The 14,457-nt window shown below is 66.6% G+C and carries 15 protein-coding genes; 13 read left to right on the top strand and 2 right to left on the bottom strand.

Going from position 1 to position 14,457, the window contains the following annotated elements; translation table 11 throughout:
- The coding region (locus ACT6XY_RS04800) for a DUF2865 domain-containing protein (RefSeq protein ID WP_444747191.1) at positions 1–879 on the bottom strand (879 nt) is incomplete at its 3' end.
- Positions 880–1,047: 168 nt separating this feature from the next.
- On the opposite strand from ACT6XY_RS04800, the gene ACT6XY_RS04795 reads away from it, so the two are divergent.
- From ACT6XY_RS04795 to ACT6XY_RS04780, 4 genes are all read left to right on the top strand, one after another.
- The gene (locus ACT6XY_RS04795; protein ID WP_444747190.1) at positions 1,048–1,251 is read left to right on the top strand and encodes a hypothetical protein; all 204 of its coding nucleotides are present in this window, start codon (positions 1,048–1,050) and stop codon (positions 1,249–1,251) included.
- Between the two features lie 121 nt (positions 1,252–1,372).
- Complete coding sequence (locus ACT6XY_RS04790; protein ID WP_444747189.1) at positions 1,373–2,770, top strand: amidase; 1,398 nt, start codon at positions 1,373–1,375, stop codon at positions 2,768–2,770.
- Positions 2,771–3,207: 437 nt separating this feature from the next.
- Complete coding sequence (locus tag ACT6XY_RS04785; protein ID WP_444747188.1) at positions 3,208–3,630, top strand: antitoxin Xre/MbcA/ParS toxin-binding domain-containing protein; 423 nt, start codon at positions 3,208–3,210, stop codon at positions 3,628–3,630.
- Positions 3,631–3,818: 188 nt separating this feature from the next.
- Positions 3,819–4,337 (top strand): RES family NAD+ phosphorylase, encoded by a 519-nt coding sequence (locus ACT6XY_RS04780; RefSeq protein WP_444747187.1) that lies wholly within the window; start codon positions 3,819–3,821, stop codon positions 4,335–4,337.
- A 239-nt stretch (positions 4,338–4,576) separates the two neighbouring features.
- Here ACT6XY_RS04780 and ACT6XY_RS04775 read toward each other — a convergent pair whose 3' ends face one another.
- Complete coding sequence (locus ACT6XY_RS04775) at positions 4,577–6,010, bottom strand: TIR domain-containing protein (protein WP_444747186.1); 1,434 nt, start codon at positions 6,008–6,010, stop codon at positions 4,577–4,579.
- Between the two features lie 341 nt (positions 6,011–6,351).
- Here ACT6XY_RS04775 and ACT6XY_RS04770 point away from each other — a divergent pair, with 341 nt between their 5' ends.
- The 9 genes from ACT6XY_RS04770 to ACT6XY_RS04730 all read left to right on the top strand — a co-directional run bounded on the left by ACT6XY_RS04770 (position 6,352) and on the right by ACT6XY_RS04730 (position 14,457).
- On the top strand, positions 6,352–8,112 hold the full coding sequence (locus ACT6XY_RS04770) for an acetolactate synthase 3 large subunit (RefSeq protein ID WP_444747185.1): 1,761 nt from the start codon (positions 6,352–6,354) through the stop codon (positions 8,110–8,112).
- Between the two features lie 43 nt (positions 8,113–8,155).
- Positions 8,156–8,734, top strand: a complete 579-nt coding sequence (ilvN, locus tag ACT6XY_RS04765) for an acetolactate synthase small subunit (protein ID WP_444747184.1) — start codon at positions 8,156–8,158, stop codon at positions 8,732–8,734.
- Between the two features lie 39 nt (positions 8,735–8,773).
- Positions 8,774–9,511: a pyridoxine 5'-phosphate synthase gene (locus tag ACT6XY_RS04760; RefSeq protein WP_444747183.1), complete on the top strand. Its 738-nt coding sequence runs from the start codon at positions 8,774–8,776 to the stop codon at positions 9,509–9,511.
- 160 nt (positions 9,512–9,671) lie between these two features.
- Positions 9,672–10,346: a TetR/AcrR family transcriptional regulator gene (locus tag ACT6XY_RS04755; RefSeq protein ID WP_444747182.1), complete on the top strand. Its 675-nt coding sequence runs from the start codon at positions 9,672–9,674 to the stop codon at positions 10,344–10,346.
- A gap of 39 nt (positions 10,347–10,385) precedes the next feature.
- On the top strand, positions 10,386–11,405 hold the full coding sequence (gene ilvC, locus ACT6XY_RS04750; RefSeq protein WP_444747181.1) for a ketol-acid reductoisomerase: 1,020 nt from the start codon (positions 10,386–10,388) through the stop codon (positions 11,403–11,405).
- A 281-nt stretch (positions 11,406–11,686) separates the two neighbouring features.
- Positions 11,687–12,121: a nuclear transport factor 2 family protein gene (locus ACT6XY_RS04745; protein WP_444747180.1), complete on the top strand. Its 435-nt coding sequence runs from the start codon at positions 11,687–11,689 to the stop codon at positions 12,119–12,121.
- Positions 12,122–12,123: 2 nt separating this feature from the next.
- A complete protein-coding gene (locus ACT6XY_RS04740; protein ID WP_444747179.1) occupies positions 12,124–12,576 on the top strand; it encodes a nuclear transport factor 2 family protein in 453 nt (150 codons plus the stop codon).
- Positions 12,577–12,664: 88 nt separating this feature from the next.
- Positions 12,665–13,516, top strand: a complete 852-nt coding sequence (pdxY, locus tag ACT6XY_RS04735) for a pyridoxal kinase PdxY (protein ID WP_444747178.1) — start codon at positions 12,665–12,667, stop codon at positions 13,514–13,516.
- 8 nt (positions 13,517–13,524) lie between these two features.
- Positions 13,525–14,457, top strand: a complete 933-nt coding sequence (locus tag ACT6XY_RS04730; RefSeq protein ID WP_444747177.1) for a PhzF family phenazine biosynthesis protein — start codon at positions 13,525–13,527, stop codon at positions 14,455–14,457.

Genomic DNA, 14,457 nt, shown 5'->3' with positions numbered 1-14,457 from the left:
CAGCGGACGGCGCGGCGGCGCCTCGATGGCGATGTGGCGGACAGGCGTGCGCAGCGCCGTCATCTCGCGCAGGCCCTCGAGCCGCGACGTGCGGGTGAAGGTGTCGGTCGTCGACGCCGGCGCGATGCCGGCATAGCGCAGCCGCTCGGGCAGGCGGGCCGTCTCGATCTCCTCGACGCGCCGGCGCAGGTCCGGCGAGAGGCGGCCATAGGCGCGCGCGGTGACGAAGTCGCGCGGCTGGTGCGGGAAGCGGCCGCCGGCGCGGAACACGCGCACGCCCTTGTCCGTCACCACCACGTCGCCGGTGCGCAGCGTGTGATCCTGCACCAGCGCGAGGCGCGCCAGGCCCTGGGTGACGCTCGCCTGGCAGGAGCAGCCCGGCTGCAGCCGCTCGCGGTAGCGGAAGGCGGTGGCGGTGGCGCCGTAGAGCTGGCCTGTCTCGGACCTTGCCGTCTCGATGGCGCCGTTGCGGGCGGTGAACAGGCGCACCGTTGCGCCGGGGCACATGGCGCCGCACGCATCGGCCTGGGCGCTGCGGCCGGCGCCGCTGGTGGCGGGGCCGACGGGGAAGAAATAGCCGTCGCAGGAGCGCACGCAGAAAGCGCGGGAGGACCCGTCGGTGCCGGCGAGGGACTCGGCCTGGCGCGTCGGGCGGGTGTTCATCTGGCGCGGCGCCCGGCCGGCGGGAAGATGCGACACGGTCGGCGCCTGACGCTGGCCGAACCAGCCCATGGACGGGGGCTGGGCCGCCGGCGCGGCGCGCCTGCCGCTCTCGCCGCGGGCGATGGCATAGAACTCGTCCCGGTCCTCGGCGATGGAATCCGATACCGACAGGACGGCGAGGCCGAGGAGGCTCAGGAGGCCCAGGACGCGAAACATGGGTGGGCACCGGTAGCAGACTATGGACTGACGTAACGTCATCTTTAACGCTTCGGAAACCATCCGGCAAGCGCCAGCTCGCGTTAGGGTTGATGGAGCTACTGCCATTCTGCTGACAGAATTTGGCAACAGGCCGTGTAGGGTGCTCTCAACCCAGAGGAGAGACCCATGGCCCAGAGCCTGACCGCCATCCGCGCCGCCGCCGTCGAGGACCCGGAAGTGGAAGCCGTGCTCGCCGAGTTCGACGGCGATCCGCGCCGCGCCATCCGCGCTCTGCTCGACGACATCGCGGCGCTCGCCGAGGACGAGCCGGCCGAGACCATGCTGACGCTGGCCGCGCTCGTCCGGCCGGAGGCGCAGCGGCCGGGCTGAGCCGCACCGCCCTGCGGCACGTCCCTGCGCCGGGCTCGCCCCTGACGTGCGGCGGCGGCGATCCCCACCGCGCCGAACGCGGCTAGCATCGCCGATATCCTCGTATCGCCAGGAGCCGCCGATGCCGTCCTACAGCCCGACCACCTTCGCAGCGCTCACCTATTGCGACCACGTGCCGGCCTTCCTCGCCGGCACCGACAGCCCGCGGGACTATCTCGAGCGCTGCCTCGCCACGATCGCGGAGCGCGAGCCGGTGGTGAAGGCCTGGGTGACGCTCAACGCGGAGGGCGCCCGCGCCGCGGCGGATGCCTCGACCGAGCGCTACAAGGCCGGGCGGCCGCTCTCGCCCATCGACGGGATCCCGGTGGGCATCAAGGACCTCTACGCCACCCGCGACATGCCGACGAAGATGGGAAGCCCCCTCTATGAGAAAAACTGGCCGAAGCAGGATTCGGCCAGCGTCCAGGCGCTGAGGGCGGCGGGCGCGGTGATCCTCGGCAAGGCGGTGACGACCGAGCTCGGCATGTCCCATCCCGGCCCCACCACCAATCCCTTCTCGGCCGAGCATTCGCCGGGCGGCTCCTCCTCCGGCTCGGCGGCGGCGGTGGGCGCCCGCATGGTGCCGGTGACGCTGGGATCGCAGGTGGTCGGCTCCTGCATCCGCCCGGCCGGCTTCTGCGCCAACTATGCGCTGAAACCCACCATGGGCGCCCTGCACCGCGGCGAGCGCCAGGGCTTCAGCCAGAGCCATCTCGGCGTCCATGCCGGCAGCCTCGAGGACATGTGGCGCGTCGCCCATGAAATCGCCATCAGGGCCGGCGGCGATCCCGGCTATCCCGGCCTGGTCGGCCCGGCGACCCTGCATGCCCCCGTCGCGCCGTCCCGGCTGGTGGTGATCGAGGCCGAGGGCTGGGCGGCCACGGATGCGGCCTCCCGCGCCGCCTTCGAGGGCGTATTGAAGGTGCTGCGCGAGGCCGGCGTCGCAATCGTAACCCGCCGCGACAATCCGGTGGTGGAGGCCTTCGAGCGGGCCATCGGCGACAGCCTCGCCATGACCCGCGACATCTGCGCCTACGAGATGCGCTGGTCGCTCGACAATCTCGTGGCCGAGCATGGCGGCGGCCTCTCCGACAGCATGATGCAGCGGCACATTCTCGGCCAGAAGGTGACGCTGGACGAGTACCGCGCCCTGCTGGTGGCCCGCGACCATGCCAAGCGCGCCCTGCTCGCCGTGGCGGCGGCGGGCGACGCCATGATCTGCCTGTCGAATGTCGGCGCTGCCCCGCGCCTCGACAACAAGGGCACCGATTCCGGCATCGCCCACACCACCGGCCTGCCGGCCTTCAACGCCTGGACCTCGGTGACCGGCGCGCCGGCCATCTCGCTGCCGCTGCTCGCGGTCGACGGCCTGCCCTGCGGCGTGCAGGTGATCGGCCAGCAACACGGCGATCATGCCCTCACCGGCATCGCCCGCTGGGTGGCGGAGACGGTGCTGGCGGCGGAGCGGCGGAAGGGTTGAGGTTCGGTTGAAAGGACCCCATCCGTCATGCCCGGACCTGGCCTGAGGACGCCGCCTCGTTCCGTGGGCTCAAGACCCTCCGCCCGTCATGCCCGGGCTTGGCCCGGGCATCCACGAATTCTCGAAGGGCGGTGTTCAAGTCGTGGATGCCCGGGACAAGCCCGGGCATGACGCGACGAGGGCGGCGTCGTAAATCCGCCTTTTGTCCTATCCTAGGATTTTTTCCTTGACACTGTAGGCCCCTTCAGGCATCCTCCACCTTCTCGCAACAGGAGGACCGCATGAGACCCGTCATCGTCGCCGTGCTGGCCCTGATCGCCCTCGCCTTCGCGCCGTCCGCCACCGCGGCCACGCCGCCACCCCAGGTTGCGGCTTGCTGCGGCGCCGAAAATACCATATACTATGCCGGTCTTATCTGCCATGGGAGATGGCATTCGATGACCGCCAGGACGGACAAGCGCGTGTCCCGCGAACTCGCGGCGGCCGAGATGGTCCGGCGCGGCCCGGCCCGCGCCACCGGCTATTTCGACAAGGACGGGCTCATCGTCATCGACCGGGTGGCGGAGCGCTTCGGTGTGTCGAAGGCGCAGCTCGCCGACACGATGGGGGTGAGCCCCGAGACCTTCCACCGCGCCGCGCGGGCCAAGGCGCCGAAGACGCAGGGCCGCGTCACCGAGATGGTGGAGATCGTCGCGCGGGTCAGCGACTGGGCGGGCGGCGAGAGACAGGCGCTCGCCTGGTATCGCGCCGAGCCTCTTCCCGCCTTCGGCGGCCGGACGGCCGAGAGCCTCGTCAAGGACGGCAAGGCGGCGGCCGTGCGCGACTGGCTCGACCATGTCGCCACCGGGGGTTTTGCCTGAGGGATGGGGCGCCCGATGCGGCCTCTCCGCAGCGGCCACACGACACTCAGCCTGTCATGCCCGGGCTTGGCCCGGGCATCCACGAATTCTCTGGAGGGCGGTGTTCAAGTCGTGGATGCCCGGGCCAAGCCCGGGCATGACGCGGTGAGGGTAGCGCCAAACAACCGGGACGCAGTGCCGGCAGCATCATGAGATCCCCACCCCTCCCCCTCACCCGCTATCGCGGCCTCGCCTACCGGGCGCACGACCCGCGCTGGGCCTTCGCGCCGACCTCCGGGGCGGGCGCGGCGATCCATGGCGGGCGGTTCAACCCGAAGGGCATGGCGGCGCTGTACCTTGCCCTCTCCATCGAGGGCATGTTCGCGGAGGTCTCCCACGGCTTCGCCCACCGCTTCCCGCCGCTGACGGTGGTGACCTACGACGTGGACTGCACCGATATCCTCGACCTCACGGCGGAGGCGGGCCGGCAAGCCGCCGGCACGGACCTCCCAACCCTCGGCTGCGCCTGGATGCTCGACCGGGCCGAGGGCCGCACGCCGCCCACATGGGCGCTGACGAAGCGGCTCATCGCGGCCGGGGCCGCCGGGGTGGTGGTGCCGAGCTTTGCGGTGGGTTCGACGGGGGGGATGCGGAATCTGGTGCTGTGGCGGTGGGGCGGGGTAGCGCAGAAGGTGGTGGCGTGGGATGTGGAGGGGAGGTTGGGGTGAGGCCCAGGACCGTCGGCCATCTCGTCTCGCCGGACTGTCCCTGACCCTCCGCACGTCATGCCCGGGCTTGGCCCGGGCATTCACGAATTCTCTTCGCGCTGCGGTGTTCAAGTCGTGGATGCCCGCCACAAGGCGGGCATGACGGTGAGACGGCGAAGACACGCCGCCCCTCGTCGTCTTCGACCCTCGCCGAGCGCCCCATAGCGGCGGGTTGCAGATTGAAATCCAACGCCAATCAACTAAGCCTGACTGCCAATCACATCCAGCTTTACAATTTCTCTAACTTCGATTGTTCTGTAACTCCATCTAGGAAGATTATTTTTATCTTTCTCAATCTTTTCTATTAGCTGCGAAAGCTCCGACTTGTCGTGCACTGCAAGCATCCCTACCACACTCTGAAAATACTTAGCTGACTTCGATCTCGCAAAAATTTCCAATGAGTTTTTGTATCGCTCAAAATAAAGCATTGTTTCGGGCCACCAGTATAGCCCCAACGCCGCCGATCGTAGATATAAGATAAAGTCAGCTTGCATCAGATCGTCAAATTTAACTCCCGAGCCAACATTCCGTGCCTTCAGAAGGTCAGCCCGCAATGATAGCCTATTGAGTGAGAGCCTTTTATTTCTGTAGTCAAGGGAACGCATATGGTTCCGGAGCAACGTGAAATCCTGCATTGGCTCGCCGTTGACCCGTGCCCGACCTGTAACGTAGAGGTCTGCCATAAGGCGAGTTGCCGCGTCGAACCTTTTATGTCCGATAAATATCGCAAGCGAATACAAGTATATCTCATGTATTATGAAATTATACCCATCAAAATCCCACTCTTTCCAACTTGGCTGGTTTTCGCCTGGGTACATGTAGGGAACAACAGACTCAAGAAAATTGTGAACACTTTCCGAGCCTTCATAATAATTATTGCTGACTGCAACAGCAGATACTATTGATATATATTCATCTCTAAAAGAGTGGAATGCATCAATTACCCTAATAACTTCTTCATCAAAATGTTCAGCTTCTGCATTCGGCTTCAATTTAGCAAGCTCGGCACCGAGGACGGTGAGATACTCCGAGAAAGCGGCCAGTGCGTTTTGCCTGCCGCTCTTTACTGCATCCAGCGCCCGATTAGCTACGAGGCTGGTTGCAAGTAAAATGGAACCCTGAGGCGCCAAGAAAGCTGGCATATTCCCGATAGCGGGTTTGACGAACAAGGGCTTGTCAAACACCCACCTAACAAGCTTTTCGAACTCAGTTGCGTAACTATTTTCTTCGCTCAAATCAATATAAATTCGCGATTTATAATATACAGGAAGCCAAGGACTTCCGTCTTCCTTACGTTCTACGACAATTGCGACAAATTTGTTCTGGTCTTGCTTCGAATATATTTCAGGCGTTATTATTTGCGCCTCAACCCCTACGCCTCCAACCCTCGCATCGGCTTTTTCAGCATACTTTCGGTCAGATATAATCCCAACTTTCCTTATTTCGGGATCGGATACCATTCTCTCCATAAATGCGTGTGCGTCGTGTCCTTCCTTGAGGTCCCACTTATCCAGCGTAACATAAATTCCCGAAGCGACTAACTCCTCTGCCAGCCGAAGGACAAAGTCCTGATGCTCTGCACTACTCCAGCTATACGAAATAAACATCTTAGGAGGCGCTATCTCGTTTGCCATGTGCAGATCCCCTTTAGATGTTGCGTCGGCAGTCATTTTGGGCGCATGCGCCGTAGAGTCTACATTACCAGATGACACAACCATAGCTACCCCACGCTTGACACCCCCCTTCCCCCTCCCCTATGGTCCGCGCCTCTTTCAATCGGAGCCGCACGCCGTGCGTTTCATCCTTATTGTATCCGGGGCGCCATCGACGGACGTGTGATCACTCACACGGCGGCCGAACGGTGGCGCTCAACACAAGGTCCCTCACGGGGCCTTTTTTGTTGCCCTGAACGACCCTTCGTCATAACGCCTCGCTGCAACAACCGACCTTCAGACGACCCAGAGGAAACCGACCCATGTCCCGCGAGATGACCGGTGCCGAAATGGTGGTGCAGGCCCTGATCGACCAGGGCGTCAACACCCTGTTCGGCTATCCCGGCGGCGCCGTGCTGCCGATCTACGACGCGCTCTTCCAGCAGGACAGCGTCAAGCACATCCTCGTCCGCCACGAGCAGGGCGCGGTGCATGCGGCGGAGGGCTATGCCCGCTCCTCCGGCAAGGTGGGCGTGGTGCTCGTCACCTCCGGCCCCGGCGCGACCAATGCCGTCACCGGCCTCACCGACGCGCTGATGGATTCCATTCCGCTCGTCTGTTTCACCGGCCAGGTGCCGACCCATCTCATCGGTTCGGACGCGTTCCAGGAGGCCGACACGGTCGGCATCACGCGCCACTGCACCAAGCACAACTACCTCGTGAAGAACATCGAGGACCTGCCGCGCATCCTGCACGAGGCCTTCTATGTCGCGCAGAACGGCCGGCCGGGTCCGGTCGTCATCGACATCCCCAAGGACATCCAGTTCAAGAGCGGCAAGTACGAGAAGCCGCGCGACAACCAGCACAAGACCTACCGGCCGCAGATCAAGGGCGACCTGTCCAAGATCAAGGCGGCGGTGGAGCTGATCGCCAAGGCCAAGCGCCCCGTGTTCTACACCGGCGGCGGCGTCATCAATGCCGGCCCGCATGCGGCGCAGCTCCTGCGCGAGCTGGTTCGCGCCACCGGCTATCCCGTGACCTCGACGCTGATGGGCCTCGGCGCCTATCCGGCCCATGACCAGCAGTGGCTCGGCATGCTCGGCATGCACGGCACCTACGAGGCGAACCTCGCCATGCACGGCTGCGACCTGATGGTGAACATCGGCGCGCGCTTCGACGACCGCATCACCGGGCGGCTCGACGCCTTCTCGCCGGGCTCGAAGAAGATCCACATCGACATCGACCCCTCGTCCATCAACAAGAACGTCAAGGTGGACATCGGCATCGTCGGCGACTGCGCCCACGTGCTCGAGGACATGGTGCGGCTGTGGAAGGACGTCGCGGGTCAGGTCGACAAGCCGGCGATCAAGGCCTGGTGGCTGCAGATCGAGGGCTGGCGGGCGCGCAAATCGCTCGCCTATACGAACTCGGAGAGCATCATCAAGCCGCAATACGCCCTCGAGCGGCTGGAGGCGCTGACCAAGGGGCGCAAGCGCTTCATCACCACGGAGGTCGGCCAGCACCAGATGTGGGCGGCGCAGTATCTCCACTTCGACGAGCCGAACCGGTGGATGACCTCCGGCGGTCTCGGCACCATGGGCTACGGCCTGCCGGCGGCGGTGGGCGTGCAGCTCGCCCATCCGAAGGATCTCGTGGTCTGCGTGGCGGGCGAGGCCTCGGTGCTGATGAACATGCAGGAGATGTCGACGGCGGCGCAGTACCGCCTGCCGATCAAGATCTTCATCCTCAACAACGAGTACATGGGCATGGTGCGCCAGTGGCAGGAGCTGCTGCATGGCGGGCGCTATTCGGAGAGCTATTCGGCGGCGCTGCCGGACTTCGTCAAGCTCGCCGAGGCCTATCACGCCAAGGGCATCCGCTGCGACGACCCCTCCAAGCTCGACGCCGCGATCATGGAGATGATCGACTATCCGGGACCGGTGATCTTCGACTGCCTGGTGGCGAAGGAGGAGAACTGCTTCCCGATGATCCCATCGGGCAAGGCGCACAACGAGATGATCCTCCCCGACTTCGCCGGGCAGACCTCGGACATCATCGACGCCAAGGGCAAGCAGCTGGTGTGAGGCGCGCCGCGCCTCACCTCCCGCTCATCACAAAGATCAGACAATGACCCAGTCCCAGTCCGCCTACTTCCTCTCCGACGCCATCCACGCCGAGCGCCGCCACACGCTGGCGGTGCTGGTCGACAACGAGCCGGGGGTTCTTGCCCGCATCGCCGGCATGTTCTCCGGCCGCGGCTACAACATCGAGAGCCTGACGGTCTCGGAGACCGAGCACGAGAAGCACGTCTCGCGCATCACCATCGTCACCACCGGCACCGAGAAGGTGATCGAGCAGATCAAGACCCAGCTCGACCGCCTCGTGCCGGTGCACCGGGTGGTGGACCTCACCGTCCAGGGCTCGGCGCTGGAACGCGAGCTCTGCCTCGTCAAGGTGCGCGGCAAGGGCGACGCCCGCGTCGAGGCGCTGCGCCTCGCCGGGGCCTTCGGGGCGCGGACGCTGGACGCGACCCTCAACTCCTTCGTCTTCGAACTCACGGGGACGACGGAGGAGGTGGAGCGCTTCATCCGCCTGATGGGCGCGGTCGGTCTCGTCGAGGTGTCCCGCACCGGCATCGCCGCCATGAGCCGCGGCGCGGAAGGCATGCAGGAAGCGGCCTTGCCGGACGGCGCCCAGGGACGCTGAATGCGCGTCCATTAAGTTCGCCCGCCCGAGGCTAGAGCCATGCCGACGCATCTGTCCGTCAACGTCAACGCCATCGCGCAGCTGCGCAACCGGCGCAACCTGCCCTGGCCCAGCGTCACGGGCCTTGCCCGCATCGCGCTGGAGGCGGGTGCGGCGGGGATCACCGTGCATCCCCGCCCCGACGAGCGGCACATCCGCCGGCACGATGTCTTCGACCTCGCGGGCCTGCTCAGCGCCGACTTCCCCGCCGCCGAGTTCAACATCGAGGGCTATCCGGACGAGCGGTTCCTGGCGCTGTGCGAGGAGGTGAAGCCCCACCAGGTGACGCTGGTGCCGGACGATCCGGCGCAGGCGACCTCCGACCACGGCTGGGACGTCCACAGGGACGCCGACCTCCTGAAGCGCGTCATCGCGCGGCTCAAGGCGGGCGGCATGCGCGTGTCGATCTTCCTCGACGCCGACCCGGCGCTGGTTCCCGCGGCGAAGGCCACCGGCACCGACCGCATCGAGCTCTATACCGGCCCCTACGGCCATGCGGGCGACGCGGCCGTGCAGGCGGCCGAGCTCGACAAGCTGGCGGCGACGACGGCGGCGGCGACGGCCGCGGGCCTTGCCGTCAATGCCGGCCATGACCTCACCCTCGACAACCTGCCTCCGCTCGTGGCGCGTGCGCCCGCCATCGCCGAGGTGTCGATCGGCCATGCGCTGACCGCCGACGCCCTCATCCACGGGATGGCGGAGACCGTCAGGCTCTACCGGAAGGCCTGCGGCGGCTGACGGGCGCGCCGCGGGCGCGATGCCGTCCGGGACGCGCTTCCGCTTGCCGGCAGAGGATCTCCGTCACCCGCTATCAGACGCACTTGCCTGCGCTCCGGCGCTGCGCTAGACAACCGAACCGTAACGTACGGTACGGTTCCTTTTCCTCCTGTCGTGACGCATGAACGCCGCCGCCAAGACACTCGCTCCCCAGATGCCGGGCCTCGATCCGGCCGAGCCGACCGCCCGCCAGGCGGCGGTGCTGGACGCCGTGCTGGCGCTCATGCAGGAGGAGGGCGGCCAACTCACCATGGCGGCCGTCGCCCGGCGGGCGAGCTGCTCGAAGGAAACGCTCTACAAGTGGTTCGGCGACCGCGACGGTCTCCTGACCGCGACGGTGCAGTGGCAGGCGTCCCGCGTGCGCGCCGGCCGCTACGACCGGCAGAGGCTCGACGCGTCGAGCCTGAGGGACAGCCTCCGGGATTTCGCGGCGAACTGGCTGTCGGTCATCTCCAGCCCGACCTCGATCGCGCTGAACCGGCTGGCGATCTCCCACGCCGCGTCGAAGCAGAGCAATCTCGGCCAGATCGTGCTCGAGAACGGCCGCTTCGCCATCGGCAACAGGCTGAAGCCCGTGCTGGAGGAAGGGCGGGCGGCCGGCCTGCTCCAGTTCGACGACACCGAAGCGGCCTTCCGGACCTTCTTCGGCCTCGCGGGCCGCGATGTGCAGATCCGCCTGCTGCTCGGCGACGAGCTCAAGCTCGGCAAGGCCGAGATCGCCCGCGACGCGGCGGCGGCGACCGACCAGTTCCTCACCCTCTACGGCCGCACGGACCAAAAGCCGGCGGCCGCCTGACCCCTCACGCAACCCAAGTCCCAAGGAAGGAAGCATCCCATGCGTGTCTATTACGATCGCGACGCCGATCTGAACCTCATCAAGTCGAAGAAGGTCTGCATCGTCGGCTACGGCAGCCAGGGCCATGCCCATGCGCTGAACCTGCGCGATTCCGGCGTGAAGGACGTGGTCATCGCGCTGAAGGCGGGCTCCGCCACCCGCGCCAAGGCCGAGGCCGCCGGCTTCACCGTCATGACGCCGGCCGAGGCCGCCAAGGTCTGCGACATCATGATGATGCTGACGCCGGACGAGCTGCAGGCCGACATCTACCGCGACGACCTCGCCGCCAACATGAAGCCGGGCGCCGCGATCATGTTCGCCCACGGCCTCAACGTGCACTTCAACCTGATCGAGGCCCGCAAGGATCTCGACGTGCTGATGGTCGCCCCGAAGGGCCCCGGCCACACGGTGCGCTCGGAGTACCAGCGCGGCGGCGGCGTGCCGACCCTGATCGCCATCCACCAGGACGCCTCGGGCAACGCCCATGACCTCGGCCTGTCCTACGCCTCGGCCAATGGCGGCGGCCGCGCCGGCATCATCGAGACGACCTTCAAGGAAGAGTGCGAGACCGATCTCTTCGGTGAGCAGGTCGTGCTCTGCGGCGGTCTCGTCGAGCTCATCAAGGCCGGCTACGAGACGCTGGTGGAAGCCGGCTACGCTCCGGAGATGGCCTATTTCGAGTGCCTCCACGAGGTGAAGCTGATCGTCGACCTCATCTACGAGGGCGGCATCGCCAACATGAACTACTCGATCTCCAACACGGCCGAGTACGGCGAGTACGTCACGGGTCCCCGCATCATCACCGCCGAGACGAAGGCGGAGATGAAGCGCGTGCTGACCGACATCCAGTCGGGCAAGTTCACCCGCGACTGGATGCTGGAAAACAAGGTCAACCAGACCTCGTTCAAGGCCACCCGCGCCCGCATGGCCGCCCATCCGATCGAGGACGTCGGCGCCAAGCTGCGCGACATGATGCCCTGGATCAAGGCGAAGGCCCTGGTCGACAAGACGAAGAACTGAGCGGTGACGGACCGGGGAGCGGGCGCGAGCCCCTTTCCGGTCCGTCCATCCGGCGCGGGGGCGGCTCGGAAGGCCGCCCTTTCGCCTCCCCGGTCCCACGCGCCCGTCCCCCCTCGGACCGCGTGCGGCCGATGCCGCAGGCCATGATGCAATCTTGCGATCCGGGCGCCGTTCATGTTCCACTCAGCGGACATGATGCATGGTTCGCCGTATTGCCTTGGCGATGAGCTAAAACGGAAGTACGTGGGCTATTCCGGCTAGAGGTGGGGTCAGGAACATTCATGTCGCAACCGAGCCTGCGCGTAATCTCGGGGTTGCCTTATCTGAAAGAACGGCTTGCGGAGCTCTACGCCGCTCGCCGCAACGGCCAGGCCGAGCAGTTCGCGGCCGGTTTTGCCGAAGACGGGTTCATGAGGCTCGTCGCCGACAGTCGCCTGGTGCCGGAGGCGGGACCGTTCCGGGGCCGCGCCGCCATCGCCAAGGGCGTACGCCAGCTCTTCCAGCGCTATGAATATGTCGACGGCCTCGTCGTGGACGTCGTCGCGGAATTCGATCTCGCGGTGATCCGGCGCCAGCTCACCTTGCGTAGTGCCGTCACCGGCGCAGTCGCCGATTTCGACGTGGCGGATTTCGTCCGCTTCCGGAACGGCGAGATCGTCGAACTGGTGCAGTTCATGGACACCGCCTCCCTGGCGGTCCTCGCAGGTCGAATCTGAGCATGGCGACACCTCTTTCGCCCCCCGGAGAGCGCAAGAATCATCAACGCGCGATCACCGAGGCGGTCCACGCGCTCTACGCCGCGCGCATGGCCGGCGCGACGGACGACTTCGTGTCCTACTTCGCTCAGGATGCGCGGCTGACGGTGGTGGGCAATCCGGCGCTCAGCCCGGGAGCCGGCATGCGTCTCGGTCGCGAGGATATCGCCCGCTACCTGCAGCACCTGCACGACCACAACCAGTATATCAGCCACTCCATCGAGGACATCGTCTGCGAGGGCGACAACGTGCTGGTGCGGTGGATCGTCGAGGTCCGGTTCCTCGACAACGGCCGTTCCGGCTCCTTCGAGGTGCTCGACCACATCCGGGTGCGGGACGGGCTGATCGTCGAGCTGACGCATTTCTACGACACGGGCGGCATCGCCATCCTGCGCGGCCGGGTGAAGATCGCCTGACCCGCCCGCCGGTGATGCTTCAGTTCACCGAACGGAATTGGTGCAGCGCCGCGAGGCCGCGCTAGGCTGGCGCCACGGAGCGCGCCCCATGAACATTCTCTCCATCCAGTCCTGGGTTTCTTACGGCCATGTCGGCAATGCCTCGGCCGTGTTTCCGATGCAGCGGCTCGGCCACGAAGTCTGGGCCATCCATACGGTCCAGTTCTCCAACCATACCGGCTACGGCGCCTGGAAGGGGCGGGTCTATGACGGCCCGATGATCGACGAGCTCGTGGAAGGCATCGAGGAGCGCGGCGTGCTCGGGCGCTGCGATGGCGTCCTCTCGGGCTATATGGGCTCGTCGGACATCGGTTCGGCCATCGTGGCGGCGGTCCGGCGCGTGCGCGCCCTCAATCCGGACGCGCTCTATTGCTGCGATCCCGTGATCGGCGACGTCGGGCGCGGCGTCTTCGTGCGGCCGGGCATCCCCGAATTCATGCGCGACAAGGCGGTCCCGGCGGCCGACATCATCACACCCAACCAGTTCGAGCTCGAATATCTGTCGGGGCGGCGAATCACCACCATCGCGGAGGCCATCGCGGCGGTGGACGCCGTCCGCGCCACGGGGCCGCGCACCGTGCTCGTCACCAGCCTGATGACGGAGGATACGCCGGCGGATGCCATCGACCTCCTCGCCTGCGGCCCCAACGGGCGGTTCCGGGTGCGCACCCCGCGGCTGTCGGTATCGGTCAACGGCGCGGGCGACGCCATCGCCGCGCTGTTCTTCGTCCACGCCGCCGCGAGCCGCGACGAGGCCTTCGCGGTCTCCCGTGCGGCCTCGTCCGTCTTCGGCCTCCTGAAACGGACGGAGGCGGCGGGCTCGCGCGAGATCCTGACCGTCGAGGCACAGGACGAGTTCGTCAGCCCGACGACGCTCTTCGCTCCGGAAAAGATCGGCTGAGACCGTCCATGTCCTCCCTTTCCCCCTCGTCCTCCCGCCGGTTCCAGACGCTCGACGTGTTCACCCACGACGCGCTGTCAGGCAATCCGCTGGCGGTGGTGCTCGACGCGGGCGGCCTCGACACGGCCGCGATGCAGAAGATCGCCGGCGAGTTCAACCTGTCGGAGACGGTCTTCGTGCTGCCGCAGGCGACGGCCGCCCACCGCGCCGACATCCGGATCTTCACGCCCGGCGCGGAGCTGCCCTTCGCCGGCCATCCGACGGTGGGGACGGCGGTGCTTCTGGCCGCGCTCGACGGCCTGGCGCCGGGCGAGGAGACCGCCTTCATCCTCGGCGAGAAGGCGGGTCCCGTGCCCTGCCGCGTCACCCGCGATGCGGCCGGCCGCTATGAGGCACAGTTCGAGGCGCCGCGCATGCCGCGCGACCTCGGCCCGGCGCCCGATCCGGCGCAGCTCGCCGGTGTCCTCGGCCTGGAGCTGCGCGACATCGGCTTCGACCGCCACCGCCCCAGCCGGTTCGGCGCGCCGGTCTCCTTCTGCTACGTGCCGGTGAAGACGCGCGAGGCCATGGCGCGCATCCGGGTCGATACGCGCTGGTTCGCCGAGACCTTCGCGGCCATCGCCGACGACCATCCGGCGATCTTCGCCTATACCCGCGAGACCGTGGACCCGGACGCCGGCTTCCACGCGCGCATGTTCGCGCCCGGTCTCGGCATCGCCGAGGACCCGGCGACGGGATCGGCGGCGGCGGCCTTTGCCGGCGTGCTGGCGGCGCGGGAGGGGCTCGCCGACGGTACCCACGCCGTCGTCATCGAGCAGGGCTTCGAGATGGGACGGCCGAGCCGCATCCGCCTCGGCCTGACGCTGGCGGGCGGCGAGGTGACGGCGGTGACGATCGGCGGCGGCGCCGTGATCCTCACCGAGGGGCGGCTGTTCCTCTGA

The organism is Phreatobacter sp. (genome assembly GCF_052440005.1).
GTDB lineage: Bacteria > Pseudomonadota > Alphaproteobacteria > Rhizobiales > Phreatobacteraceae > Phreatobacter.
This window is presented reverse-complemented; position numbering and strand designations above follow the sequence as displayed.